The organism is Streptomyces sp. NPDC001828, assembly GCF_042892175.1.
Lineage (GTDB): Bacteria > Actinomycetota > Actinomycetes > Streptomycetales > Streptomycetaceae > Streptomyces.
Window position 1 is genome coordinate 78,648 of record NZ_JBIATV010000004.1, and the last position, 25,829, is coordinate 104,476.

Genomic DNA, 25,829 nt, shown 5'->3' on the forward strand with positions numbered 1-25,829 from the left:
CAGTGTGCCGCCCGGGCCGCCCGCGCCGAACGCCGCCCCGTGCTGTCTAGCGCTGGGTCTTCTTCCAGGGCCTGACGCCCAGTTGACCGGTGGTTCCGAGATCGAGGTGGGGGGTGACGGTCACCGGGGCCGCGCCGGGCTTCGCGTGGACGCGTACGTACGGAATGTTCGCCGCGGTGCCGGCTTGCGTGGTGTTGCGCCAGACCAGGCCGGCCTGGGCCGACTCGCCGGGCTTGAGCGTGATCGGGCGGGGCTGTTCGTCGGGTCCGGCTCCGGTGGTGATGTCGCCGCTGCCGTGGAGGATCTTGATGCCGGTGACGGGGTTCAGGTCGTCGTCCAGGAGTTGCAACTGGGGGTAGCCCTCGATGGCGTAGTCGCGCTTGCCGCAGTTGTCGAGGTGCAGACCCACGACGCGCAGTCCCATGGCCGCGTCGCCGTCGTCGGCGCTGACGCGGATGCCGGAGGCGGGGCACGTGCCCGCAGGAGCAGGGGCCTCGCCGGCGGGGACCTTGTTCACTTCGAGGACCTTGGCCCGCGTCACCCGCTGGGAACCGGGCGCCAGTTCCCCGGCCCGGACCGTGCCGCGCACCGTCTTGCCGGGACCGACGTCGCGTACGGTCGCGGTCTGGTTGGCCATGGCCCCGCCGGAAGTGCTCATGAAGGTGATGACGACCGAATAGGTCAGGGCCTTGGTGCCGGTGTTCGTCACCTCGTAGGCGGCGACGATCCCCGAGTCCGCGTGCGTCGGAAGGCCCTCGGCCGAGACGGCGAAGCTGCGTTTGGGCGAGGGGGAGGGGGAGGCCGGCGGCAGGGTCAGCGACGTGATCCGTACGCCGTCCTTGCCCGGGTCGTTCATGGGCGTGGGGGACGACGGCCCGGCCGCGTCCGTGCCGCTGTGCCCGGAATCCGCGCGTTCCGTTCCGCAGGCCGTGAGCAGCAGGGCGGCCGCGGTGAGCACCGGCACGAGTGAGGCTGGTCTTCGCATGCGATCACCTCATCAGGGCGGGCATCGCGCGGATGTGGTGGAGGCCATAATTCCGGTCACGGGAGTGTCACAAGTGGCCCCGGGGCATGCCGAAAGGGGCCCGGATGCCTCTGTGGATCCGGGCCCCTTGAGACAGCGGTTGCTCGGTCAGACCTTGTCCGCCGCCCGCTGCTGTGCGGGCTTGCGCAGCAGTACCGTCGCCGCCAGTGCGGCGGCGGCCACGGCGCAGAGCACGGCGAGCGTGGTCGCGCCGGTGAACGTGCTGCCCAGGCTGTCCCTGAGCAGGTGCACCGACTTGAACCCCGCGCCCACGGAATGGACCGCCGCGGTGGCGACGGCGGCGCCGGCGCCGAGCGCCCAGGCCCAGACCGTGTCGTACAGGGGGAGCAGGCACGCCAGGGTCAGGCAGATGGCCGCGATGACCATGGACGCGGTGGCGGTCCTGTTTCCGGCGTGGACGGCCATGATGTCGTGCGGCAGGTGGAGCACGCCGATCACGAGCAGGGCGGCCGCCGCCGGCCAGCGGAGCACGGACCGAAGTGCCGGTGCTCGCGCGGCTCCCGCCGTCGCGGCGCCCGCTTCGGGCGCCGGCCCGTTCTCGACCGGCCCGCTTTCGACCGGTGCGATGGGGGCCGCCTGGTTCTCGGCCGGGAACCGGCCGTTCTCGACCGGCCCGTCGTTGCCCTGGTCGCCATTGACCGGGGCGGCGGACGGCGGCTGCGGCATGACGGCCGCGGCCGCCATCGGCATCGGCGCCGAGGTCGGCCCCGCCGGCACCGCCGGCATCGCCGGGACCGTGTCCGGGACCGGGGGCGCCAGGGCCTCCGGTCCGAAGGGGACCAGAGCCGTCTCCTGAGACGGTCGGGGCTCTTCCCGGGGGGCGTTCGCGTCCGGGTGGCAGTCGGCGATCAGAGCGGCCACGTCTTCGATGGGCCGTTCCGCCGCGACGGCGCGCAGAGCCGTGTCCGCCTCGTCGTCCGTGTGCGGGGGCTTCTTGAGGAGGGAGATCAGCTGACGGACTTCGTCCAGGGGGCGAGACACGGCAGCCAGGTGCAGGGCCTCGTCGCCCGGGCGCGGTTGTTCGCCGGTCTGGTTGAGGAGATGTGCCAGGGAGGCCACCTCGTCCAGAGGCCGGGACAGGGCCACTGCGCGGAGCAGGGTGCGGCGGGCCTTTTCGTCCGGACTTGTCGGATCTTTTTCGTCCGGTATGGGGCTTTGGTCAGATGCCATGGAACGCTTCCTTTGCCGAGGCTCCTATAAAGATCACTGCGGCAGTCACTGTGTGCTGTCTGCTGCACACATCCGGTTTCAGGACAGCGGACAAACGCCGCACTCGCCATTCCTGTCGAGCGGGGCCGGGCATGCCGCGGCCCGCCTCCGACGGCTTCGGCGAACACCGTCCGGTCCCGCCGCGGCCTCCTCCGGCGCTGAGCGGACCTGGGGTTCCCCTGCGCCCGGCCCGAGACCGGCGTGCTGTTCAACCCGCCCCAGGCGTCGCCCGAGACCCGTGGCCGCTGCTCGGCCGAACGGGTGGAGAAGGGGTCGGCGACGACTACCGCACCGGCATGTACGCGAATGGCCCCAGGCGTTGTCGCCCCGGGCGCGCGCCGGATGTGCGTCCACGCGCCCGCGCGTGCCCCCGCAGGAGGGATGACGGCGAGCCGCCTTCGCCGCGACGATGAATTGCCGCCACCACCCGATCGGCCGCGAACCCGGCGGCCGAGAGCCCGCACAGGTACGCCCACCGCCGCCGGACGCGTGCGATCACGCGACGGCACGAGCAGCGAGCACAGGACCAGCGCGACGACGCGCGAAGCGTTCGTCGACGACGTGACATGACGTGACATCACACGGCGCGGCTCGGCAGGGCAGGGCGCCCTGCCGATGCCCCGCCCCTCCACGCCTCGCCCTTCCGGGCCACGCGTTCCCGTGCCACGCCGCCGACGCGACGGGCCTCCCGCTCGCCACGCACCTCACACCAGGGCGGGCACCACGGTCAGCATGAGCAACTCGCATTTCACGGGGGAACAATGGGACGACGTTGGCTGATCACGGGCTGCTCCTCGGGCCTGGGGCGTGCCCTGGCCGCCGCCGCGGCCGAGGCCGGGGACGACTTGGCGGTCACGGCTCGGAAGACCGCCGACCTGGCGGAACTGGCCGCCGCCTGGCCGGGCCGCATCGTCCCGGTGCCGCTCGAACTGCGCGACGCGACGTCCTGCGACGAGGCCGTACGCACCGCCGTCGACCGTCTCGGCGGCATCGACGTCCTGGTGAACAACGCCGCCGTGGGACTCTTCGGCGCGGTCGAGGAGGTCTCGGACGCCGAGCTGCGCGACCAGCTGGAGACCCTGCTCGTCGGCCCCTGGAGACTCACCCGGCGCGTCCTGCCGCTGATGCGGGCCCAGGGGCACGGCCACATCCTCAACATCTCCTCCGTGGTCGGCCGCATCGCCTTCCCGGGTCTGGCCGCCTACGTCGCCGGCAAGCACGCGCTCGAAGGCATGAGCCAGGCCCTGGCCATCGAGGCCGCCCCGCACAACATCCGCGTCACCGTCCTGGAACCGGGCATGTTCGCCACGCGATACGGAACCTCCCTGGCCGAGGCCCGCCGACGGATCCCGGCGTACGACGGCACCAACCGAGAGATGCTCGAAGGGACCCGTGGCCTGGTGGACAACCCCGACACCGGACGCCCCGGGGATTTCGCGGCGCGAGTCCTCGACATCGTCACCGCCGAGGGCCCCACGCCGCTGCGCATACCGATCGGCGACGACGCGTACGGCTATCTCGAAGCGGACGAACAGGCGTCCCGTGAGGAGTTCGCCGCGGCCCGGATCATCGCGCGGGGCCCGCGAGGGTGATGCCGATAGCCTTGGTCCGTAAGCGAGTTGAGCCCGGATGTCACGCTGCGTCGAGGCGGGCGGGCTTTCCCTCACGGAGGTGGCGTAGATGGCGCAAGGTTCCGCGCGGGGGCCCGCCATGTTCCCCGCGGTGCAGGAGGCGTACGGCCCGTCCGATCTCGGGTCGATGCCGCTGTTCGGCGGGGGCTTCATCAACTTCGGCTACTGGCGGGACACCGACCTGGACCGGCCCCTGGAGGAGGCCGACCGGGTCAGGAGCCAGCACGACATGTACCGCCAGGTGCTTGCCACGCTGGCACCCACCGGGGGACTGCGCGCCCTGGAAGTGGGCTGCGGGCTGGGTGCGGGCGCCGCGGTGGCAGTCGAGGAGTACGGCTTCGCGCATGTCACCGGCATGGACATCCACCCGGAGCAGCTCGCGCGGGCCGAGCGGCGCAACTCCGGCCTCCTGGGCCGGAGCCCCGACCGGCTGCGGTTCGCGCGCGGGGCCGCCGAGTCCATGCCGTTCGACGACGGCGCGTTCGACTGCCTCTACAGCATCGAAGCCGCTCAGCACTTCCGCGACCTCGGCGCGTTCGCCCGGGAGGCGGCACGGGTACTGCGGCCCGGCGGCCGTGCGGTCGTCGCGAGCTTCTTCGTGCCCGACGGGGATCCCGCCCGGCCGGGCCGGCTGGCCGAGCTGCTCGATACGTTCGCCACCGGCCTCGACGTCGCCCACACCGTGCCGGAACTGGTGGGAAGCCTGGAAGGAGCCGGCCTCACCTCCGTGCACGCCGCTTCCATCGGCGAGTCGGTATGGCCCGGCTGGGACCGCTGGCTGTCGGCCATGTGGGAGCCCGGCACCTGGCCGCGCAACTTCCTGCGGGCCTTCCGTGAGGGCAGCCTCGACTACTACACGGTCACCGCACAGCGCCCTGCCCGGGAGCGCTGACCCGCATTTCGACAGCATGGCGTTCCGGCCACGGAGGGCCTGCGGACCTCGCATGGACGGAGGCACTGACAACGCCCCCTGACGCCCGCTCACCTGCGCTGATACGGCACCGGACCGCCCGCTCGGAGTGTTCTCTACTGCTCCTTCGCCACAGCCCCGAGCGCCCTGGTCCGCTCGACGCGCCGGGCGAAGACGGCCTCCTTGACGTCGTCCATCTCCCGCAGGACGGACCGTCGCTGACGCTTCGTCAGGCGGTCGACGTAGAGCAGCCCGTTGAGGTGGTCGGTCTCGTGGAGGAGGCAGCGCGCGAAGTATCCGGTGCCCTCGATCACGACCTCCTTCCCCTCCTTGTCCAGGCCGCGCACCACGGCCCTTTCCTCGCGGTGCACATCGAAGCTCGGGCCCGGTACGGACAGGCACCCCTCGCCCGCGTCCAGCAGGCGGCGCTGGTCCGGCGCCACCGGGTCGATGACCGGGTTGAGCACGTGGCCGACATGCCGCACGTCATGGTCGTCGTAGCAGTCGTAGACGAACAGGCGCAGATCGACGTCGACTTGGTTGGCGGCAAGGCCCGCGCCCTCGGCGACGTACATGGTGATGAACATGTCGTCGATCAGCTGGGACAGCCACGGAGTGCCGAACTCGGACGAGGCCGGCTTGCAGGGGCGGTGCAGGATGTCCTCGCCGGCCACGGTGATGCGGAGGACCTGCCCCCGCGCCGCCTCGGGAGCCCGCTCTGGATAGACACCGTCCACCGGAACACCTTGTACGCGAACCCGGTGGTCGGTGACAGGCCTTGTTGCCATGATCGTGTGAGCCCTTCGGAGTAGGTGGTTCGAGGTGACGGACGACAGGTGACGGACGGCGGGAGGCGGGGCGCCGCAGTCCCGCCCGCGATGGGAACGCGGCGCCAACTGACCGTCCGGCGTTGACAGTTGTCAGGCGATGGTCGCCGGTGCGTCCCGGAGGGTGACGTTGGCGTGGCTCTCCTGGAAGCTCTGGTCGGACACCAGGGTCAGCCGGGCCGTGGACCGGAACTCCGGGAGGGTGGCGGAGCCGCAGGAGACCATCGTCGTCCTGAGTTTGGCGATCGTCAGGGCGAGCCCCTCGTTGAGGTCGCCGGCGTAGGGGACGTAACCGTCGACACCCTCCTCGAAGATCAGTCCTTCACTGCCCTGGCCGTAACGCTGCCAGTTGCGGGCCCTGTTGGACCCCTCGCCCCAGTATTCCTTCACGAAGCCGTCCCGGGTGGGGAGCTTCGCGCCGGCCGCCTGGTCGAAGCGGGCGAAGTAGCGCCCCATCATGACGAAGTCGGCGCCCATGGCCAGTGCGAGGGCCACGTGGTAGTCGTGCACCAGACCGCCGTCGGAGCAGATCGGCACGTACGCGCCGGTGCGGTCGCGGAAGGCGTCCCTGGCCGCGGCGACGTCGAGGACGGCGCTGGCCTGGCCGCGTCCGATGCCCTTCTGGTCGCGGGTGATGCAGATGGAGCCGCCGCCCACACCGACCTTGACGAAGTCGGCGCCGGCCTCGGCGAGGAAGGTGAACGCCCGGCCGTCCACGACGTTGCCGCCGCCGGTCGGGATCTCCGGGTAGTGCTTCTTCACCCAGGTGAGGGCCTGCGCCTGCCAGTCGCTGTAGCCGTCGGAGGAGTCGAAGCACAGCGCGTCCGCACCCGCCTCCAGGAGGGCGGGTACCCGCTCCCGGTAGTCGTGGGTGTTGACGCCGGCGCCCACGCGGAGGCGCTTGGCGCTGTCCACCGCCTGGTTGGGGAAACGCTTGTTGTCCGTGTAGTCGGAGCGGAACACCAGGTGTTGCAGACGGCCCTCGGCGTCGAGCACGGGGAGGCAGTCGAGGCGCTGGTCCCACAGCCGGGCGTTCGCCTCGGAGAGCGTGATGTCGGCCCCGGCGTGCGGCAGTTCGGCGATGGCGGTCATCCGCCCGGCCACCGGCCCGTCGAGGTCGTGGCGCTGGGGGTGGAAGTCACGGGAGGTCACCAGGCCGAGGAGGCGGCCGGTGGCACTGCCGTCGTGGGTGACCGCGGCGGTGCTGTGACCGGTGCGCTCCATGACGGCGCTCAGGTGGCTCAGGCTGTCGTCGGGGCGCACGTTGGTGTCGCTGGTGACGAACCCCGCCTTGAAGTTCTTCACCTGCCGCACGGCCGCGGCCTGGTCCTGGACCGACTGGTTGTGGTGCAGGAAGCTCAGGCCGCCGCCCCGCGCGAGGGCGATCGCGAGCTCCGGGGTGCTGACGGCCTGCATGATCGCCGACGTGAAGGGGGAGCCGAGTTCGATCGCCGACCGCTCGCCCACGAGGTGCCGCACCAGGGGCGTACGCAGGTCGACCGTCGCGGGCGAGCAGTCGGTGCGCGTCCGGTTCGGCAAGAGCAGAAACTCGTTGAACGTACGTGAGACCTCGGCGATGATCTGTGCCACTCGCTGCTCCTCCTGACCGGTCGGCCGGGGCCGACTGCCCCGCCGTGAGGACGCCCCCGTATCCCAAGTCCCGGGCAGGCAGGGGCCGGCAGCGCAGCCGCGGTGGTGCCACGAACTGCGGCAGAACCCTGACCGGCCCGTGGATCGAACGGGTGCGGTCGTGACCAGGCACCTTATCGACTGCCCCGCCGCCGCACGAATCCCGGCCCTCGTCCCTCGGCCCGCACGACCCGCGCGGCGCGCGATGTCGTGACATGAGGAACGGCTGTTTGGTGTAGTTGTAACGCATTTATGACATTGGCGGCGGCCGCCACAGGGGAGGAGTGGAGTTGACCAACGTGCGGGCGGACCCCCTCCGGGGCCGCCCATCAGGATCGGAGTATGCGTGATGCGTATCGTCCGGAAGATCGCCGCCACCGCCGTCGCCACCGTGTTGGCGGGTGCCGTGGGAGGGGGAGTGGCGCAGGCCTCGCCGACGGCCGGGGCGGCCGGTGGCACAGCGCCCTCCGCATGCCGGCCGGCGAACCACATCGCGAAGATCAAGGCGGCCCCGGCTTCCTCGGGGCACCGCCACTACCGCGTCACCCTGACCGCCGCGCGGGGGTATGACGCGTGCGAGCTGGCCGGGTCGCCGACTCAGGTGCGGTTCTACCACCACGGTTCGCCGAGCCGAGTCACCGCCGGACAGTACGGCGCGCAGCACAAGGCGGTGAAGTTCGGCCCGGGGCATCCGGTCCACTTCGACATCCAGGTTCCCAACAGGGGCGGCGGCGCTTCGGCCGACGAGGCGCGCTTCACACTGAGGGCCCCCGGGGGTGTGATCCCCGGTGAGTCGACCGCGAACGGATCGCTCAGGGTCGACGACGGAACCGTCATCGGGCCCGTACAGGCCGGTGCCTGACGGTCCGTCGGATCATAGCTGGGGTGAGGTGGCGGGTCTGCGGCGGAAAGCCGGTGCGCGGGCTGTCACTTCACCTCATGCGGGCGGTTGCGCCCCGGCGTCGTCCCGCCCCTATGGCCCCGCGCCCCCCTGCCTCGCGCCGTCCCGCCCCCATGGCCCTGCGCCCTCGGACCGTTCCGCCCTCATGGCCGCGCTCCCTCGTGCCCGAACCGACGCTTGTACGCCGACGGCGTGATGCCGGTCTCGCGCCGCATCAGCGCGCGCAAGTTGGCGGCGGTGCCGAGCCCGCTGCGCCGCGCGACCATCTCGAAACGGAACTCGCCCCGCTCGATCAACCGGCAGGCCAGGGCCAGTCGTTCGCCCGTGAGCCAGGCCAGTGGCGTCGTCCCCAGCTGTGACCGGAAGCGGCGGTGCAGTGTCGCCGGGCTGACCGACGCGCGCGCCGCGAGGTCCAGGACCGTCAGCGGGGAGTCCAGCCGCTCCTGGGCCCAGGCGAGGACGGGCGCCAGGGACTCGTCGGGCAGGTCGGGCATGGGGCGTTCCACGAACTGCCGCTGCCCGCCGTCCCGGTGTGCGGCGAATACCAGGCGCCGGCTCACGGAGTTGGCGATCTCCGCGCCGTAGTCGCGCCGGACCACATGCAGGCCGAGGTCCAGCGCGGCCGCACTCCCCGCGGCGGTGAGGATGTCGCCGTCGTCCACGAACAGCACGTCCGCTTCGAGGCGGACGGAAGGGAAGCGGGCCCGGAAGGAGTCCGCCCACTGCCAGTGGGCGGTGGCCCGGCGCCCGTCGAGGACGCCGGCCTCCGCCAGCGTGAAGGCGCCGCTGCAGAAACCGACCAGGCGGGCCCCGCGCGCGTGCGCCCGGCGAACGGCGTCCAGCACGTCGGTGCGCCGGGGCACCTCGACGTCGGGGCGGTTGGGAACGATCAAGGTGTCCGCCCTCTCGGCCGCCTCCAGCCCGGCGACTCCCGTGAGCGTGAAGAACCCGTCCCGCATCGCGGTCCGGGGCTCGGGCGAGCAGAGCCGGAAGTCGTACAGTTCTCGGCTGATCTCGGGTCTGCGCAGACCGAACACCTCGGTGGCGCAGCCGAGTTCGAAGGGGTTGGAGTTCTCGTCCACGATCACGACGACCCGGTGTGCGCCGGGCGCGGGGACCGCTTGCGAGGATTCTTGCGTCATATGCGATTCCTAGCACTCACGCCGGTCGCCCGAAGCGGCCCAGGATGAGCCCATGACACCCGTGAACCGCGAGAAGCGCGTGCAGACCCCGTCCGGCGACCCCATCCCGCTCGACCGGGCTCTGGCCTCCTTCGATGCCCTGTGGAGCCCCCGCATCGTCACACGCGTCAACGACTACGACGTCCGCATCGCCAAGGTCGGGGGTGATCACATCTGGCACGTCCACGACGACACCGACGAGTTCTTCCTGGTGCTAGAAGGTGAGCTGCGCATCTCGCTGCGCGAGCCCGAGGGCGAGCGCACGGTCCTGCTCCCCCGGGGATCGGTCTTCACCGTCCCCCGGGGCACCGAACACAGGCCGTCCGCCCCGTCCGGCGCCGCGATCCTGCTGTTCGAGCCCGCCGGGACGCCGACCGTGGGCGATCGGCACGACGAGATCCCGGACCATGTGGACGCCACGACCGGGCACGAACTGGGCTTCTGAGGAGGCTAGTTGGAGTGGCGGGGAGGAGGGCCTCGGTACGGCGAGAGTTGCCCGGCGCGTGTCCCCTCGCGATCACGTTTCGTGTCCGTACGGCGACCCCAAGGCGCCGCCCGTCGCGGGGTGCATGATCGCCGGGCCTGCCGGGTATGTCACGGAAGTGAATCCTGTGCCCCAAGGAGCCGCCATGTCCACCGACGCGATCGTGATGCTCAGGGAAGGCCACAAGGAGCTGAGGCGCTTGATCCGCTCCTATGCCGCTGACCGGAACCCCGGCGTGGTCGAGCAGTTCCTGCGCGTACTGACCGTGTACACGTACATGGAGCGGGAGGGCATGTACCCGCGCGTATCGGCCCTGGCTCCGGAGACCGAGCCGGCGATCATGGAGTTCCGGGAGGAGCACCACATCGCCGAGGTGCTGGCGGGCGAGCTCCAGGACATGCCGACCGATGGTCTCGCCTACGCCACCAAGGCCCGCTTCCTGATGAGCATCGTCGAGCGCCACATGGACGCCGAGGAGCAGGTGTGGTTCCCGCACGTACGGGCCACCGTCGGGCGCAAGGAACTGCGGGAGATCGGAGCCTGGCTGGCCAGGCTCGCCGAGCGGGCCCCGCAGCGCCCGCCGCGTCGCACGGCTCAGGACGCCTGGGACGCCGTGGCCGCGTAGGCCCCTTCGCCCCGCGTTTCCCTGATCGACGGGGGCGGTCAACCGCTCACCAACGGCGCCCGTTCATGGTGGAGTGGGCCGTCGGGCCGACCGGAGCGGAAGTCGCAGGGGAGAGATCGTCATGGAGCCATTCACCGTACGGATCGTGGTGCGCGGATACGAGACGGACGCACAGGGCCATCTGAACCAGAGCGTGTACCTCCAGTACGCGGAGCACGGGCGCTGGTGCGTCCTGGAGCACGGCGGAATCCGGCAGAGCGATCTGCTGGCCAAGGGCGTCGGGCCCGTCACCATGGAGACCACCATTCGCTACCGGCGCGAGCTGCGTGCCGGTGACGAGGTGGACGTGAGCTGTGCGTTCCAGTGGGGCGAGGGCAAGTCCTTCCGCATCGAGCAGACCATCCGGCGCGTCGACGACGGATCCCTGGCGGCCGAGGTCACCGCCGTCTGCGGGATCCTCGACCTCGCCGAGCGCAAGCTGGTCCCCGACCCGCGCGATGTCTTCCACGCCCTGGCTTCGGACAAGGCGCTGTTCGGCCTTTAGCGCTCCCTCCGGGCGGATGGGGCGGTCGGGTGGCCGGCGGGGGCCGATCGGGTGGTGGGGCGGCTGTCGGCCCTGCCGCCGATGGCCAGGTGGGGAGAGGTCGTGGGTGCCCGGGCGCGAGTCCGGGGGCCGGCGACCGAGGGGAATGCGTGTGTCTGTGTCACAGGGCGGGGGAGACCGCGAGTGTTTCGGGACTCTTGCCGCCGACGTCTGGTTGGTGCTCGGGGCGGGACTGCGGGGGCGGAAGCTGAGTGGCCGTCTCATCGACGCGTTCGCGGCGGAGTTCGGGCAGCGTTTCGCGGTCGTCGGTACCGATGAACTCCTGCTGGGCGTACGGGACGGCCGGCTGACGCTGCACGACCTGGACGGGTGTGAGCTGGCCGCGCCGACGGCCGCGTACGGCAGGGTGTGGACCCCCGTGGTGAGCACGGACCGGGAGATCACGTTGCTGCGGCAGCTGGAGGCCATGGGAACGGCACTGCTGAACCCGGTCGACGCGGTGCTGGCCTGCCTGAACAAGTTCTGGCACCTGCAGCAGCTCGCGGTCGCGGGGCTGCCCGTGCCCGACACCCTTTCCTACGCGGACGCACCGCTGGGAGAGGCGATCGGTGCGGGGGTGCCGCAGCCGTGCGTGGTGAAGGCGGTGCGGGGGCACCGGGGCGAGCAGGTGTTCCTGGCTCCGGACGCGGCCATGCTCCACGGCATCCACGGCAGCCTCAGCCAGGACGCGCCCTACCTCTTCCAGGAGTACGTCGCCCACTCCCACGGGCGGGACCTGCGCGTGGTGGTGGTCGACGGGCGTGCGGTGGCTTCGCAGGTGCGTACCGCCGCCCACGGTGACTTCCGCTCGAACCTCGCGATGGGCGGGACGGCGACCCTGTGCACCGGTGCGCATCCGCAGGGCGAGGCGCTCGCGGTGCGGGCCGCCGAAGTGCTGGGGCTCGGGGTCGCCGGAGTCGATCTGCTCTTCACCCCGGACGGCGGTTTCACCATCTGTGAAGTCAACGCGAATGTGGGCTGGCGCGCGCACATGCCGGAGGTCACCCCTGCCGTGGTGGCCGCTCTCCGCAGCCGTCTCGCCGCCAAAGGCCGGTCCGTGCCGGCCGCTCGGTGATCGACTCCGGGGTGCCGGGGCGGGACGCCGGGCACCGTCTGTTCCGACGCTGGCCGCTGCTTCGAAGCCCGAACTTCAGGCTCTTCGCCCTGGGGCAGACGACCTCCAACACCGGCACGTGGATGCAGAAGATCGCCCAGGACTGGCTGGCCCTTGAGCTGTCGCACGGCAACGGCACGGTCCTCGGCATCACCACGGCCCTGCAGTTCCTGCCGCTGCTGCTCCTCGGACCGTACGGCGGTGTCCTCGTCGACCGGCACTCCCGGCGGACGGCGCTGCTGGTGACCGAGGCGGTGATGGCCGTCCTCGCCCTCGTTCCCGCCGCACTCGTGCTGACCGGCACGGTGTCCCTGAACGCCCTCTACGTCCTGGCCCTGGCGCTGGGGCTCACCATGGTCGTGGAGAAACCGGCGCTCCAGGCCTTCATCGCGGAATCCGTCGAGCCGGGCCAGCTCGTCGGCGCCCTGGCGTTCAACAGCGCGGTGCTCAACCTCGCCCGGATGGCCGGTCCCGCGCTCGCGGCCCCGCTCATCGTCCTCGTCGGCCCCGCCCCCGCCTTCCTCGCCAACGCCTTGTCCTTCGTTGCCGTGATCGTCTGCCTGGTGCGCATGGACCCGCACGCCCTCAACCCGGCCCCGCCCGTGGCCCGGGCGAAGCGGCAGGTACGGGACGGGCTGCGCTATGTCGCCGACCGCCCCGACCTCGCGCTCACACTGGGTCTCGTCGCGGTCGTCGCCGCGTTCGGCATGAACTTCCAGATCACCACGGCGCTCATGTCCACCCAGGTCTACGGTGCCTCGGCCGCGGCCTTCGGCCTCGGTAACACCGCGCTGGCCGCCGGTTCCGTGATCGGCTCGATACTCGCGGCCCGCCACCAGCGTATGACGGGCCATCAACTGGCGGGCGCGGCGCTGGTGTTCGGGGCCCTGGAGACCGCGAGCAGTCTGATGCCCGGCCATCTCGTCTTCCTCGTGCTGCTCGTGCCGACCGGAGTCGCGCTGCTCGTGTTCCTCACCGCGGCCAAGGCCCGGCTTCAGCTCGGGGTCAGTGAGGACATGCGCGGCCGGGTGATGAGCCTCTACATGCTCGCCTCGCTCGGCACGACGCCGTTGGCCGCCCCGTGCATCGGATGGGTCGCCCACACCGCCGGCCCCCGGGCCGCGCTCGCCCTGGGCGGAGCCGTCTCCGTGCTGGCGGCCGTCACCGTGGGGGTGCTCTACCGACGCCCGGCCGCGGGCTTCGGCGAGGGCCGCCCCGTGCACGCCACCGGCTGATCCGCGACTGCGCACGGTCACCTGTGGCCGTGCACCTCACCCGCACCAGTGCTTGACTGGATTTGAAGTGAAACCGGCAGACAAATGCACAGATCGCGGGTTGGTTTTCTCTGCGTGCGCCGCTCCGGGAGCCGCCCAGCCAGTTCATGGAGGCTCTCATGCCTACAGTCAGTGGTCCGTACGCGCCCGGCACGCCCTGTTGGATCGATCTGATGGTTCCCGATCAGCAGGCGGCTCTCGACTTCTACTGCGACCTGTTCGGCTGGCAGGGCGAGGTGGGGGCTCCGGAGACCGGCGGGTACGCGGTGTGTTCGCTGAAGGGCCACCCGGTCGCCGGGATCATGGCGGCGATGAATCCGGACGGAAGCAAGCCCGACCCGATGCCCCCGGCCCTGTGGACGACCTACCTCGCCACGGCCGACCTCTCCGCCACGGAGAAGAAGAGCGCGGACAACGGCGGTCAGGCGCTGGTGCCCGGCATGGACGTCATGACCCTCGGCCGCATGGCCGTCACGAGCGACCCCACGGGTGCGGTCTTCGGCCTCTGGGAGGCCAGGGACTTCCCCGGGGCGGGCATCGTCAACGAGCCGGGCGCGTTCATCTGGAGCGAGCTCAACACCAGTGACACGGACGCGGCTTCGGCCTACTACTCCGAGGCACTGGGCATCACCACCACCGCGATGGAGGGCGCCGACGGCTACCTCGCGCTCAACGTCGACGGTCGCGCGGTCGGCGGTATGCAGTCCCTCTCCGCCATCGACGACCTCCCGCCGGGCACGCCCTCGCACTGGCTGACCTACTTCGCGGTCGACGACACGGACAGCACGGTCGATGCGCTGGTCCGGGCGGGCGGCAACGTCATGAAGCCGCCGTTCGACATGATGGCGGGCCGGATGGCCGTCGTGCAGGACCCGCAGGGCGGGATCTTCGCGGTCATCAACGCGAAGGGTCCTGAGTCCGCCTGACATGGCGGACCGGCCCGTCGGGCCATGAACGGGCCCGGGCGGCCGACGACTTGGAGTCGCCGGCCGCCCGGGGCGGAAACCGCGTCAGCGCGCGTGGAACTTCGGCACCGCCGTGAACGTGAGGGTCTGCTCGGAAGCGGACCGGCCGCCGCCGACCCCGCTGCCGGTGGTGTCGGTCCAGGCCCGGACCGGGGTGGTCTCGGCCGCCCGGCTGCTGGTGGCGGACAGCCCGATCACCAGCCCGCTGTATCGGTTGACCAGCCGGAACGTGCCGGTGGGTGTGCCCGAGACGTTGGTGTTGGCGACGACGAACCACTGCTGCCCCGCGGTCGGCCCGCCGGCGGGAGCCTTCGTCGCCGTCGGCTTGGCCGCCCAGGCGCGGCCGGCCGTGGCGGACGAGTCGACGCCGAGGAGCTGCCCGGTGGACGCGTTCGCGATCCGGTACGACCCGTCACCGTTCGGGCTGAACACCCACTTGGCGAGCGCCGAACTTCCCGCCGAGGACCGTGAGGTCGTCGCCGAACCGCCTGCCACCTGTGCCAGGTAGCGACCGCTCCCGCTCGCGATGGTGTACGCCTTGGCGGGGTCCACCGGGGCGGGTGCGGCGGCACTGCTGGTCACCGTGGTGTCGTAGTACTCGCCGTCGGAGCCGTTGGAGCAGAAGAACGAGCAGTACGAGCGGAACGTCTTGCCGACGATCGTGTTGGTGGTGCGGCTCACCGGGTCGAGCAGCCAGCGGTACCAGGAGCCGGAGCGGTAGTTCCCGGAGTCCCCGATCAGCCGCCACTTCTGCGTGGCGAGGTTGTCGGTGACGTAGAACCGCTGCTTCTCCGTGCCGTCCTGCTTGATCGTCTCGGGCTCGCCGATGTAGAGCCCGAGGTGGGCGTCGTAGGCGATGTTCATCGTGAGCAGATCGGACTTGGCGGGCAGCGTTCCGGCGGCCTGCTGCTGTGCCACGGTCCCCGCGTTGGCCGGCTTGTAGTCGTGCGCGACCGGCGTGTAGCCCGTGGTGTGGGTGGCGTCGACCGGCTCCATGTTGCTCTCGAGGCCGCCGATTCCGGGCTGTGACCAGGCGCCGTCGTACCACTTCTGCCAGGAGCCGGGCGCCATCTTGCCCGACATCGGGGCCCGCGCCACGTGTGCCCGGGAGGCGTCCGTCCAGCCGCCGGAGACACCGCCCTTCGGAATCACGCGCGAGTTGTAGTAGACGTAGAAGTAGCCCGAGGCGGTGTCCACGAACAGGCGGGGGTCACCGTTGCCGTAGTCGTACGTCTCGTGCGGGAACGCCGCCGTGTCGCCGCGCTTCGTGCTGTAGGGCGAGGTCAGGACGTGGCTCTGGATGCTCCAGGTGTGGCCCTGGTCCTTGGAGACGGCGTAGTCGATGGCGTCGTAGTGCAGACCGTCGCCGAACGGGGTCGGCGTGAACTCGTTGTGCACCAGGCCGTACCAGTCGCCGGTGTCCGGGTCCACCCAAACGCCTATCAGGTCACAGTAGTTGGGCTGCGCGTAGCTGGAGCCGGCGGGTGCCTTGGTGGCCTCGCGACCGGTGGGGCTGTTGTTGCAGCGCCAGGTGGTGTCGTTGTTGCGGTCCTGGGAGTTCTTCGGGTTCACGGCGTCGCTGAGCGCGCTCGACCGGGTCGCGGAGTCGAAGTCCTTGCCGGTGTAGAACGTCCAGGACCGGTCGTCGTCGGCGGCGTACAGCGAATGCGCCGACTGGTAGTAGAACGTGCCGTCCTTGTCGATGTACGGCGCGGCCGGGGTGTCGTCCGGGTTGCCCCAGGCGCCCTTCGCGCCAATGGTGACGGTGTACGCGGGGTCCTGGGCCGATGCCGGCGCGACCAGCAGGGTGCCGGTCAGCAGTGCGGTCGTGGCGACGAGCGCGCCGGCGATCTTCGTTCTGATGCGGGCGGACACGGGTACTCCTCTCGGAGCGGGCCGTCCGCACGGCGGCGGCCCGGTGGGGCGGGCGTCCGGATCGACGTAAAGGCTGAACTGTGCGCAACGGAGGGGGTGTTCACAGGTTCACGACGGCCTCGGATTAATTTGAATAGAATCCGAACTAATATGAGGCCTGTCAAGGCACCTGTCGTAGAAGGCGCCTGGGCGGTCAGTGCTCTCCGGTGAACAGGCCGATCAGCCGGCGGGGAGTCTCGTCGCCGAACAGGAGCTCGTGGAGCTGCTCGCCGTCCGTGGCCGCCGCGGCGCTGCGGGGGAACATGGCCTGCTCGTAAACGGTGAGCGCGGTCTCGACGTCGTCGGGGTTCTCGGCGATGGCCCGGGCGAGTTGGGCGCCGTCCAGCATGGCGAGGTTGGCGCCTTCGCCGTTCGGAGCGGCGAGGTGGGCGGCGTCGCCGAGCAGGGTCACCCCGGGCACCCGGTCCCAACTGTGGTCGATCGGGAGAGCGTTGAGGGTCCGGAGTACGGGTGCGGTCTCACCATCCGTGATCAGTGCGGTGAGTTCGGGCGCCCAGCCGGCGAATTCCCGGGCGATCCGGGCGGCGGCGGAGGCGGGATCGGCGAAGTCGACGGCGGCGAACCAGGACTGCGGTTCGGTGAGCGCGACGTAGGTGTGCAGGGTCCCGCCGTTCTCGCGGTGCGCCTGGATCCCCCTGCCCGGGGCGAGCGCGAACATCGACCCGGCGCCCACCGCCTTCGCGGTGGCCGGGTGCCGGGTGTCGGCGTCGAAGAGGTAGGTCTCGACGAACGACCTGCCGGTGTACTCGGGTGTCGCGTCCGAGAGCAGCGGCCGGACGCGGGACCATGCCCCGTCCGCGCCCACCAGCAGGCTCGTGACGACGGTGCCGCCGTCGGCGAAGCCCACTTCGTGGCGGCCCTGGCCCAGGGAACGTGCGCCGCTCACCTTGTGCCCCCACCGGACCGTGCCCTCCGGGAGCGAGTCGAGCAGGATCCGCCGCAGTTCGCCGCGCAGCACCTCCGGGCGCCCCCGGGTGCTGTCGTCCTCGAACAGGACGGCCCCGTCCGTGCCGAGGACGCGTGTGGCCTCGCGGCCCTCCAGGACGAGGGCGCGGAACTCGTCGGTCAGGCCCGCTGCCGCCAGCGCCGGCTGGCCGCTGTCGTCGTGGATGTCGAGCATTCCGCCCTGGGCGCGGGCCGCCGGGGAGGCCTCCGCCTCGTAGACGGTGGCCGCGATGCCGTGGACGTGCAGGACGCGGGCGAGGGTGAGCCCGCCGAGTCCGGCGCCGATGATCGTGACGTGGGGGGTCGTGCGGCTGGTCATGGGGACTCCCGGGATCTGGGACCTTGGCGATCTGTGGAACATCGTTCCATTCAGATTGGAACGTCGTTCCAGGGATGTCAAGCTGGAATGGCGTTCCAGCCCTGTGCCACGATGTGGGCATGGCAACCAGGACGCGTCGTGCGGAGCGACGGGAGGAGCCGCTCTCCCGGGAGCGCATCGTCGAGGTCGCGGTCGGGCTTCTCGACGCGGCGGGGGAGGGCGGGCTGACGTTCCGGGCGCTCGCCGAGCGCCTGGCCACGGGTCCCGGAGCGATCTACTGGCACGTGGCGAACAAGGGCGAGCTGCTCGATGCCGCTACCGACGCCGTGGTCGCGACCGCCTTGGCCGCGCGGCCCGCCAAGTCCCCGAAGTCACCGCAGGCCGGGATCAGCGCTGTCGCGCTCGGCCTGTTCGACGCCATCGACGATCACCCGTGGCTGGCCGCGCGGCTCGCCGCCCAGCTCTCCCGCAGCCCCTGGCAGCCGGTGACTCTGCGGATCTTCGAAAGCGTCGGCCGGCAGGTCGGTGAGCTCGGTGTGCCCGAGCGCGGCTGGTTCACGGCGGCGTCCACACTGCTGCACTACATCCTCGGCGCCGCCGGCCAGAACGCCGCGAACGCGGCGAGTGGCCGCGCGCTCGGGCCCGACGCGAGCCGCGCCCGGTTCCTGGACGGCGTGGCGAAGTCATGGGAGGAACTCGACCCCGACGACTACCCGTTCACCCGGGCCGTCGCGGCCCAGGTGCGTGACCACGACGACCGCGAGCAGTTCCTCGCCGGGGTCGCCCTCATCCTCGCCGGCATGACCGCAGCCCCTCCGCGCGGCGCGTAGCGGCCCGCGCCGGCTCCCGGGAGGCCGGCCCGGGTCCGGTCGGCGTCACTCGGGCGACGCTGCGGCCCTGCCGTCGCGGCAGTGGCTCGCCACGGTGCCACAGTGCACGGCAGTGCACGTCGAGGCGTCGGGTGAGCAGCGAGGAGAGTCGGCTGACATGGGGTTGACCAGTACGCCGTTCCTCGTCCTGCTGATCGTCCTCACCTTCGTCGCGATGGCCGTGACGCTGCTCCTGTGGGGGCGGGTGCCGGGCCCGGGCTGGCTGCGCTGGCCCGCGCGTACCCTCATGATCGTGCTGTGCCAGGTCACGGCCATCGCCACCGTCGCCACCGACATCAACAACAGCTACGGCCTGTACGCCTCGTGGGACGACCTCATGGGCACCGTCGACGCGAACGCGACCGCCATGACCGGGCCGCCGCCGAAGCGGGCCAAGTTCACCGCGGCTGCCGACGGGGTGCGCACCACCTACTTCCGCGGCCCGCACTCCCACTTGGCGGGACACGTACTCGTGTGGACCCCGCCGGAATACGACGACCGGGCCCGCCACGGCACCCGCTTCCCCGTGATGATGCTGCTGCACGGGGTGCCCGGTGCCCCGGAGTCCTGGATCGAACAGGGCGGAATGCCCGGCACGTTCGCGCAGTACGTGCGGCAGGGCACGGCCCGCCCGGCGATTCTGGTCATGCCCGTCATCGACCCCGGCGGCGAGGACACGGACTGCACGGACACCCCTCGGCGCAAGGTGGCCCGTTGGCTGGCCGACGATGTGCCGACGCTGATCGCCCAGCACTTCCGCACGCTGCCCGGGCCCAGGGGCATGGGCGTGATGGGCATCTCCACCGGGGGCTTCTGCGCGGCCAAGCTGCCGCTTCAGTACCCGAAGGTGTTCGGCGCGGGCGTCGCACTCGACCCGGACCCGCTCACCGGTGACGTCAGCGTGCTGAGCGACGCGCGGCTGCGCGAACGCACCAGCCCGATGTGGCTGGTGTCCCACAACCCGCCCGGCACCTCCCTCTTCCTCGGCACGTCCAGCCAGGATCCCGACAGCCCGCCCTCGTACATCGAGGAGTTCGCGAAGGCGGCCGTCGGTACGCGGGTGAAGGTCACGACCAGGATCGTGCCGGACGGAGGCCACAACTGGGGCACCTGGACCGCCTTCTTCCCGCAGGCCATGCCCTGGCTGAGCGACCACCTCGACGCCCCGCGCTAGTACGCCAGGCACAGCGACTCCGGTTCGAAAGCGGCGAATCGTTTATCTATGCCCCGGCCAGGTACCGAAGCGCGATGTTGAGCTTTTCTCATATCCCTTTGACGGTAAGCGCTTGCGATCTTAACGGCACTTTATTCGCTCAGGGATTCGACGCCTTTGCCTTTATTTGAAGGTGCGAATTCCTGGAGTGCTTGTCGTATTGATTGGCGCGGCCATAACGTTCTCTCCGTAAGGCGCCGGACGGCCTGGGTGGGGAATCCTGCATGAGGCCATCCGGTCACTCGACTGAAAGAGAGCCGAAATGCTCAGCGTATCCGATCTTGAGGGTCAGACCGTCGGCCTGCTGCCGAACCGCGAGGCCCTGGGGGTGCTGAAGTTCAACTGTGCTCCGGCCCATCACGTGCCCGCGCCGTGCCCGCCGGTCCACCACGTGCCGGCCCATCACGTCCCCGTGCACCACGTGCCGGTCCACCACGCTCCGGTCCACCACGTGCCGGAGCACCACGTGCCCGTGCACCACGCCCCGGTGCACCACGCCCCGGCCCACCACGCACCCGAGCACCACGTGCCGGTCCACCACGCCCCGGCGCACCACGAGGCTCCGCCCGCGCACCACGCTCCGACGCACTGCGCCCCTGCGCCGCGTCACTGCTGAACAGCACGTGGGGGGTCCACAGGCTGAGTGAGTGAGTCGTCGGCCGGTCGTCGTGCGGGGTTTGGTCAGCTGCCCTCGACGGCCGGCCGGCGACACGCTTTCCGTATCCAGGGGGGCGTGGTTGCGCTGGCACTGAGAACACCGGGACATCCGATCAGGCGCATTTATGGTGCGACTGCTCGGTGTTTTCTTTTCATGCCGTGCCGCACCGCGTTGGGAAAGGTTGCGTCATTTATCAGGACGGGCAGTCCGCTGCGGTCGCGGCGCGCACGGTGCCGTTCCGGACCGATGATCTTGAGCTGCACGGAAAATATCAGGGGTCCGGTTACGCGGAATCGGTCTTCATCGCCCGCAGGGGCGACGGCCAGGTCGTGCACCTTTCCGAACTTCTCCATCTCGTCGCCGTGGCGATCGACGGAAAGCGCGATGTCGAGCAGATCGCGCGGGAAGTCACCCTTTCCTTCGGGCAGGAGGTGAGTGCCGACAACATCGCGTATCTGGTCACGAACAAGCTGGAGCCGATGGGCATCACCGCCGCCCCGGGCACGGGCACGGCGCTGGCGAAGGACGTACCGCGTTCCGATCTGCTGCTCGGCCTGGTCGGCCGCCGCACCCTGGTCCCGCCGCGTGCCGTGGCGGCCGCCGCCAGGATGCTGGCCTGGCTCCACCGGCCGCCGGCCGTCGGCCTGGTCCTGCTGGGCCTCGCCGCCCTGGACGGCTGGCTGTTCCTCGTGCACGGCGCGGTCCCGGCCCTGCTGGGGGCCCTGGACGAACCGCTTCTGCTCCTCGCCGTCTTCGGTCTCGTCGTCGCTTCGCTGGTGTTCCACGAGTTCGGCCACGCGTCCGCCTGTCACTACGGCGGTGCCAGGCCGGGGAGGATCGGCTGCGGCATCTACCTGCTGTGGCCCTCGCTCTACACCGACGTCACCGACGTGTACCGGATCAGCCGGGCCGGCCGGCTCCGCACCGACCTCGGCGGCGTCTACTTCAACGTCGTCTTCATGCTCGCGCTGGCCGCCGCCTACGCGGGCACCGGCTGGTCGTTCCTGCTCGCCGCGATCTACCTGGGCCACTTCGAGATCTTCGAGCAACTCGTGCCGGCCGCCCGGCTCGACGGCTACTACATCCTGGCCGACATCGCCGGCGTACCCGATCTGTACGGCCAGATCGGTCCCATCCTGCGCGGCGTACTGCCGGGCCGGAAACCCGGACCAGCGGTCGCCACCACCCTGACGCGCAAGGCCCGCACCACGATCGCCGTGTGGATGCTGGTCGTGCTGCCGCTCATGATCACCGACCTCGGGTACACCCTGTGGAACCTGCCGCGCATCTCCGCCACGGCCGCGCGTTCCGTCGCCGCGCAGGCGCAGGGCGCCTACGCGGCCGCCGTCCACGGCGACATCTCCGGCTGCGCCGTCGCCTTCACCGGCCTCGTCCTGCTCGCCTTCCCGCTCATCGGCATCGGCTGCCTGCTGGCGCGTCTCGTACGGCGGCTCGTACGGACCGCGCACACGGCGACGGCCGGACGACCCCGCACGCGCGCGGCCCTGGCCTCGGTGGCGCTCGCCGCCGTCATGTCGACGGCCAGCGCCTGGGCGGCGGGCGTCACCCCCGAGCCCCTGCCGCCGAGCCGGTCCTCGGCCCTGCCCTTCACGCACCTGGCCGTTCCCGCCCCACCCCGCCCCTCGCCCGCGCCCAGGAGCACCGCGCGCCGTGTGACGCGGCCCACCCCCGGCCCCTCGCACCCCGGCCTCTGCGGCGGCCGCAAGCCGCCCTGCCCCCGAGCCGCCCCGACCGTCGTCCCGAGCAGCGCCAAGCCGGCCCCCTCCTCCGCCAGGGCGACGCCGAGCCCGGTCCCGCATCCGCCGACGAGCGCGGGTCTCCCGTCGGCGTCCGGCCCCGCCGCCACCCCGGTCGCGAGCCCCAGCCCCTCCGAACCGCCGGTGGACAACTCGCCCGCCCCATCGCCGAGTTCCCGTCGCGGACATCGGGGCGGAGGGCGCGGTCCCTCACCGACGGCGCCCCGGCCTCGGCCGGTCCAGGGGTGAGGGCCGTCCCCCTCCGGGCCTATTCGCCGGAACTCGTGGTTGACGTCACGTCTACTTGTGTTGACGACGATGACGTTGGTGGTCGGCCTTCCGCCGGGCTTCCCGGGGGCGCTCCCCACCAGGTGTGAGCAAGCCCGGGACGGTGTACCGGGGTTGCGGGCCCGCCGCCCTGGCGGGCCGGGGTGCGTGACGGGGGCGTGGTTGCCAGGAAGCAGGGGATGGGGGATGGTTGCCGAACGGCAATGTTTCCTATGAGGGTGTGAGGTGAGGGGTTCGCGCAGCGGATCCTCGACATTTGGTGACTTCCACCAATCCGGCAACTGGCGTCGACGCACAGGCGGGTTCCCTGTGGAGCAGGGCCCCGTATCCCGTCCTGATAGCTGATCTGCAGGGCGCCATCGTCCTGGTCAACGAGGCGGCGGGCGCACTCCTGCCGCGGGCGCGGCCCGGCGCGGTGATGGCTGACGCGGTCCCCGGCTGGCTGGCGTCGGCGCACGCGGCGCTGCGCATCCCCCGCCAGGGCGAGGCCGCCGAGCCCCCCATGTGGTCGGGCCGCGTGGGCGACCGGGTCTTCGAGGCGCATCCGACCGTCGAGGACAGCGGCACGGTGCTGTGGTGGCTCGTGGACACCACCGACCACCGGCTGGCCGAGGAAGCGCTGCGCAAGGAGCGCGAGCGGACGGCGTTCCTGGGCAGGGCGTCCAATTTGTTGCTTTCCTCCCTGAATCTGGACCGCTGTACGCACGTCACCGCGCAGATGGCCGCCGAGCACCTGGCCGACGCCGCGCTCGTGGTCGCCCCCGCACGCGGGAACCGCCTGCCCGTCGTGAGCTGCCTGCGCGACGGCAGTCCGGTCACCTCCTCGGCGAGCGCCGACCCGGATTCCGTGCCGGGTCTGGCGGAGGCGTTGCAGGGCTTCCCCCCGGTGCCCACCCGCTGGGTCGACCCCCGCACGGTCCCCGACTGGGTGGTGCCCGAGGGGTTCGGGGCGCCCGGCTCGATAGTGGTCACCCCGCTGCCCGGCCACGGTGTCCCGGCCGGCGCGCTGATCCTGCTGCGGCGCGCGGACGGCCCCGGGTTCACCCCCGAGGAAGAGGTCTTCGCCCGGCTGTTCGCGGCCCGGGCGGGCGCGGCCATGTCGGCCGCCCGCCTGTACGCGGACCAGTCGGCGATCACCGACGTCCTGATGCGCGAGCTGCTCCCGCCGTCCCTGCGCCAGGTGTCCGGGGTGGACTTCGCGGGCGGCTACCGCCCCTCGGAGGACCACGAGCGCATCGGCGGCGACTTCTACGACGTGCACCCGGCGGTCACCGAGGGCGCCCCTTCGCTCGTGGTGCTCGGAGACGTGTGCGGCAAGGGGCTGGAAGCCGCCGTTCTGACCGGGAAGATCCGGAACACGCTGCACGCCCTGCTCCCGCTCGCCGACGACCACCAGCGGATGCTCGGCCTGCTCAACATGGCTCTGCTGAACTCCCACCACACCCGCTTCGCCACCCTGATCCTGGCGTCCGCGGTGCGCGACGGCCGCTCGGTACGGATGCGCGTGACCAGCGCGGGCCACCCGCCGCCGCTGGTCGTGCGCGCCACCGGAGAGGTGGAGGAGGCCAACACCCGGGGCACCCTGATCGGCGCGATTCCCGAGGTGCGGGCCGACAGCGCCGACCTGTTCCTGGCGCCGGGGGAGACCTGCGTCCTGTACACGGACGGGTTCACCGAGGCCCGCGGCGGCCCCCTGGGCGATGTCATGTTCGGCGAGGAGCGGCTGCGGCGCGTCCTGTCCGAGTGCGCGGGCATGCCCGCCGAGAGCATCGTCGAGCGGGTCCAGATGGTCGCCGCGCAGTGGGTCGGCGACGGCCGGCACGACGACATGGCCGTCGTCGTGGTCTCCGCGCCGCGCAGTCACCACCTGAGCGCGGTGAACGGCCACACACGGGGCAGGTTCACCGCATGAGTACCGAACTTCGCACGGCTCCCACGGGCCCGGCGGCGCTGGAGACCGCCCTGTGGGAGGCCGTGTTCGCAGGCGACGAGTACACGGCGACCGAGCTGGTGCAGCGGGCTCTGGACGACGGGGTCGACCCGGAGAGCGTGCTGCTCGACGTGATCGCCCCCGTTCAGTTCAAGGTCGGCGAGGAGTGGGCCGCCAACCGGATGACCGTGGCCCAGGAGCACGCGGCCACCGCCATCAACGAGCGTGCCGTGGCGGCGCTTTCGCTGCACCCCGCCGCACGGACCGCCGTCGGCCGCGGGCGGGTCACGGTGGCCTGCGTGGACGGGGAATGGCACGCACTGCCCGCGCGGCTCCTCGCCGAGGTGCTCAGACTGCGGGGCTGGCGCGTCGACTACCTGGGTGCCCAGGTGCCCGTGCCGCATCTCATCGCGCATGTGCACCGCACCGGGCCCGACCTCGTCGCGCTCTCCAGCTCGATCGCGACCCGGCTGCCCATCGCCCACGCCACGATCACCGCCTGCCAGGCCGTGGGCGTTCCCGTCGTGGTCGGCGGGGCGGCCTTCGGACCCGGCGGCCGCTACGCCGAACTGCTCGGCGCGGACGCCTGGGCCGCGGACGCGCGCTCCGCCGCCGACCGGATCCAGAGCGCCCCGCTGGACCGGCCCGAGCCCGGCCACCAGCCGATCGACGATCTGCCGCACCTGGACGACCAGGAATACACGATGGTCACGCGCACCAGAACCAGCCTGGTCCGCGCCGTCATGCACGGTCTCGACCAGGCCTTCCCCGCCATGCGGCAGTACAGCGACCTGCAGCGCGAGCGCACCGCCGAGGACGTGGCGCACATCGTGGACTTCCTCGCCACCGCCCTCTACCTCGACGACGCGGACCTGTTCACCGGGTTCATCGCCTGGACCGCCTCGATCCTCACGGCGCGCGGTGTCCCCGCACACAGCCTGCCGCCCGCCCTGCACCTCCTGGCGGGTGAACTCAAGGACTTCCCGCGCGCCACACGCCTCCTGCGACTCGGCGCCGACCGGCTCGCCGAGCCCTCCGTCCCTTCCGTACCCGCCAGGAACCATCCGTGAGCTCGTTTCCCTCAAGTCACCTCAGACTGACGGCCGTTGACACCGAGACCACCGTGCGCATAGACCTGCGCGGGGACCTCGACTACGACAACGCCGACCTCCTCCTGGACGCGGCCACCGCCAAGCTGGCCGCCCATCCACGGCTGCGCGACCTGCACCTGGGCTGCGCGGGGCTCGGGTCCATCGACTCGACCGGACTCTCGGTACTGCTGATGATCCGGCGTCGCACCGACGCGGCGAAGGTGCTCCTGCACCTGGAGGACCGCACGCCGGCACTCGACCGGCTCCTGACGATCACGGGTAGCCTGGAGTACCTCACGGCGCTCCCCACCAGCGCCGCGCGCCAGACCTCCGGCCCGGGAGAATCCCGGGCGGACACGGAGGAAGCCATACCGGCCCGCCCCACCGGACCGGACAGCAGCGCCTGACCTGGTCCGACCGCCCTGACCCTCCGGGGACAGGACCCG

The 25,829-nt window shown here is 71.4% G+C and carries 23 protein-coding genes; 15 read left to right on the forward strand and 8 right to left on the reverse strand.

The window, feature by feature from the left end; translation table 11 throughout:
* Positions 1–46: 46 nt before the first annotated feature.
* A complete protein-coding gene (locus tag ACFYZA_RS14530; RefSeq protein WP_388490432.1) occupies positions 47–985 on the reverse strand; it encodes a DUF4232 domain-containing protein in 939 nt (312 codons plus the stop codon).
* Positions 986–1,132: 147 nt separating this feature from the next.
* Positions 1,133–2,215 (reverse strand): hypothetical protein, encoded by a 1,083-nt coding sequence (locus tag ACFYZA_RS14535; RefSeq protein ID WP_388490434.1) that lies wholly within the window; start codon positions 2,213–2,215, stop codon positions 1,133–1,135.
* Positions 2,216–3,015: 800 nt separating this feature from the next.
* On the opposite strand from ACFYZA_RS14535, the gene ACFYZA_RS14540 reads away from it, so the two are divergent.
* Together ACFYZA_RS14540 and ACFYZA_RS14545 are read left to right on the forward strand one after the other, a co-directional pair.
* Positions 3,016–3,846 carry an SDR family oxidoreductase gene (locus tag ACFYZA_RS14540; protein WP_388490437.1) on the forward strand — a complete coding sequence of 277 codons (831 nt, stop codon included), beginning with the start codon at positions 3,016–3,018 and terminating at the stop codon, positions 3,844–3,846.
* Positions 3,847–3,934: 88 nt separating this feature from the next.
* Positions 3,935–4,777 (forward strand): class I SAM-dependent methyltransferase, encoded by an 843-nt coding sequence (locus tag ACFYZA_RS14545; protein WP_388490439.1) that lies wholly within the window; start codon positions 3,935–3,937, stop codon positions 4,775–4,777.
* A 134-nt stretch (positions 4,778–4,911) separates the two neighbouring features.
* Here ACFYZA_RS14545 and def read toward each other — a convergent pair whose 3' ends face one another.
* Together def and ACFYZA_RS14555 are read right to left on the reverse strand one after the other, a co-directional pair.
* Positions 4,912–5,583 (reverse strand): peptide deformylase, encoded by a 672-nt coding sequence (gene def / locus ACFYZA_RS14550; protein WP_382595253.1) that lies wholly within the window; start codon positions 5,581–5,583, stop codon positions 4,912–4,914.
* A 132-nt stretch (positions 5,584–5,715) separates the two neighbouring features.
* Positions 5,716–7,212 (reverse strand): IMP dehydrogenase, encoded by a 1,497-nt coding sequence (locus ACFYZA_RS14555; RefSeq protein WP_388490441.1) that lies wholly within the window; start codon positions 7,210–7,212, stop codon positions 5,716–5,718.
* Positions 7,213–7,600: 388 nt separating this feature from the next.
* On the opposite strand from ACFYZA_RS14555, the gene ACFYZA_RS14560 reads away from it, so the two are divergent.
* Positions 7,601–8,113: a DUF4232 domain-containing protein gene (locus ACFYZA_RS14560; RefSeq protein ID WP_388490443.1), complete on the forward strand. Its 513-nt coding sequence runs from the start codon at positions 7,601–7,603 to the stop codon at positions 8,111–8,113.
* Positions 8,114–8,295: 182 nt separating this feature from the next.
* Here the strand turns inward: ACFYZA_RS14560 and ACFYZA_RS14565 are convergent, their stop codons facing one another.
* A complete protein-coding gene (locus ACFYZA_RS14565) occupies positions 8,296–9,294 on the reverse strand; it encodes a GlxA family transcriptional regulator (protein WP_388490445.1) in 999 nt (332 codons plus the stop codon).
* Positions 9,295–9,346: 52 nt separating this feature from the next.
* On the opposite strand from ACFYZA_RS14565, the gene ACFYZA_RS14570 reads away from it, so the two are divergent.
* The 6 genes from ACFYZA_RS14570 to ACFYZA_RS14595 all read left to right on the forward strand — a co-directional run bounded on the left by ACFYZA_RS14570 (position 9,347) and on the right by ACFYZA_RS14595 (position 14,339).
* Positions 9,347–9,778: a cupin domain-containing protein gene (locus ACFYZA_RS14570; RefSeq protein ID WP_388490447.1), complete on the forward strand. Its 432-nt coding sequence runs from the start codon at positions 9,347–9,349 to the stop codon at positions 9,776–9,778.
* Between the two features lie 184 nt (positions 9,779–9,962).
* A complete protein-coding gene (locus ACFYZA_RS14575) occupies positions 9,963–10,442 on the forward strand; it encodes a hemerythrin domain-containing protein (protein ID WP_382595268.1) in 480 nt (159 codons plus the stop codon).
* A gap of 121 nt (positions 10,443–10,563) precedes the next feature.
* On the forward strand, positions 10,564–10,986 hold the full coding sequence (locus ACFYZA_RS14580) for an acyl-CoA thioesterase (RefSeq protein ID WP_388490449.1): 423 nt from the start codon (positions 10,564–10,566) through the stop codon (positions 10,984–10,986).
* Between the two features lie 151 nt (positions 10,987–11,137).
* Positions 11,138–12,100 carry a RimK family alpha-L-glutamate ligase gene (locus tag ACFYZA_RS14585; RefSeq protein ID WP_388490451.1) on the forward strand — a complete coding sequence of 321 codons (963 nt, stop codon included), beginning with the start codon at positions 11,138–11,140 and terminating at the stop codon, positions 12,098–12,100.
* 11 nt (positions 12,101–12,111) lie between these two features.
* Complete coding sequence (locus ACFYZA_RS14590) at positions 12,112–13,374, forward strand: MFS transporter (RefSeq protein ID WP_388491006.1); 1,263 nt, start codon at positions 12,112–12,114, stop codon at positions 13,372–13,374.
* A gap of 158 nt (positions 13,375–13,532) precedes the next feature.
* Complete coding sequence (locus ACFYZA_RS14595) at positions 13,533–14,339, forward strand: VOC family protein (RefSeq protein WP_382595279.1); 807 nt, start codon at positions 13,533–13,535, stop codon at positions 14,337–14,339.
* Between the two features lie 84 nt (positions 14,340–14,423).
* Here ACFYZA_RS14595 and ACFYZA_RS14600 read toward each other — a convergent pair whose 3' ends face one another.
* Together ACFYZA_RS14600 and ACFYZA_RS14605 are read right to left on the reverse strand one after the other, a co-directional pair.
* Positions 14,424–16,253: an RICIN domain-containing protein gene (locus ACFYZA_RS14600; RefSeq protein ID WP_388490453.1), complete on the reverse strand. Its 1,830-nt coding sequence runs from the start codon at positions 16,251–16,253 to the stop codon at positions 14,424–14,426.
* Between the two features lie 193 nt (positions 16,254–16,446).
* The gene (locus ACFYZA_RS14605) at positions 16,447–17,577 is read right to left on the reverse strand and encodes an FAD-dependent oxidoreductase (protein ID WP_388490456.1); all 1,131 of its coding nucleotides are present in this window, start codon (positions 17,575–17,577) and stop codon (positions 16,447–16,449) included.
* A gap of 119 nt (positions 17,578–17,696) precedes the next feature.
* On the opposite strand from ACFYZA_RS14605, the gene ACFYZA_RS14610 reads away from it, so the two are divergent.
* Positions 17,697–18,407, forward strand: coding sequence for a TetR/AcrR family transcriptional regulator (locus tag ACFYZA_RS14610; RefSeq protein ID WP_382595288.1), 711 nt, complete (start codon positions 17,697–17,699; stop codon positions 18,405–18,407).
* Positions 18,408–18,564: 157 nt separating this feature from the next.
* A complete protein-coding gene (locus ACFYZA_RS14615; protein WP_388490458.1) occupies positions 18,565–19,620 on the forward strand; it encodes an alpha/beta hydrolase in 1,056 nt (351 codons plus the stop codon).
* 277 nt (positions 19,621–19,897) lie between these two features.
* Here the strand turns inward: ACFYZA_RS14615 and ACFYZA_RS14620 are convergent, their stop codons facing one another.
* Positions 19,898–20,233: a hypothetical protein gene (locus tag ACFYZA_RS14620; RefSeq protein WP_388490459.1), complete on the reverse strand. Its 336-nt coding sequence runs from the start codon at positions 20,231–20,233 to the stop codon at positions 19,898–19,900.
* 314 nt (positions 20,234–20,547) lie between these two features.
* On the opposite strand from ACFYZA_RS14620, the gene ACFYZA_RS14625 reads away from it, so the two are divergent.
* From ACFYZA_RS14625 to ACFYZA_RS14640, 4 genes are all read left to right on the forward strand, one after another.
* Positions 20,548–22,323: a hypothetical protein gene (locus tag ACFYZA_RS14625; protein WP_388490461.1), complete on the forward strand. Its 1,776-nt coding sequence runs from the start codon at positions 20,548–20,550 to the stop codon at positions 22,321–22,323.
* A 457-nt stretch (positions 22,324–22,780) separates the two neighbouring features.
* On the forward strand, positions 22,781–24,274 hold the full coding sequence (locus ACFYZA_RS14630) for a PP2C family protein-serine/threonine phosphatase (RefSeq protein WP_382595333.1): 1,494 nt from the start codon (positions 22,781–22,783) through the stop codon (positions 24,272–24,274).
* Positions 24,271–25,362 carry a B12-binding domain-containing protein gene (locus ACFYZA_RS14635; protein ID WP_388490463.1) on the forward strand — a complete coding sequence of 364 codons (1,092 nt, stop codon included), beginning with the start codon at positions 24,271–24,273 and terminating at the stop codon, positions 25,360–25,362. The genes ACFYZA_RS14630 and ACFYZA_RS14635 overlap by 4 nt, the downstream gene beginning before the upstream one ends.
* Positions 25,359–25,790, forward strand: a complete 432-nt coding sequence (locus tag ACFYZA_RS14640) for an STAS domain-containing protein (RefSeq protein ID WP_388490465.1) — start codon at positions 25,359–25,361, stop codon at positions 25,788–25,790. The genes ACFYZA_RS14635 and ACFYZA_RS14640 overlap by 4 nt, the downstream gene beginning before the upstream one ends.
* Positions 25,791–25,829 lie beyond the last annotated feature (39 nt).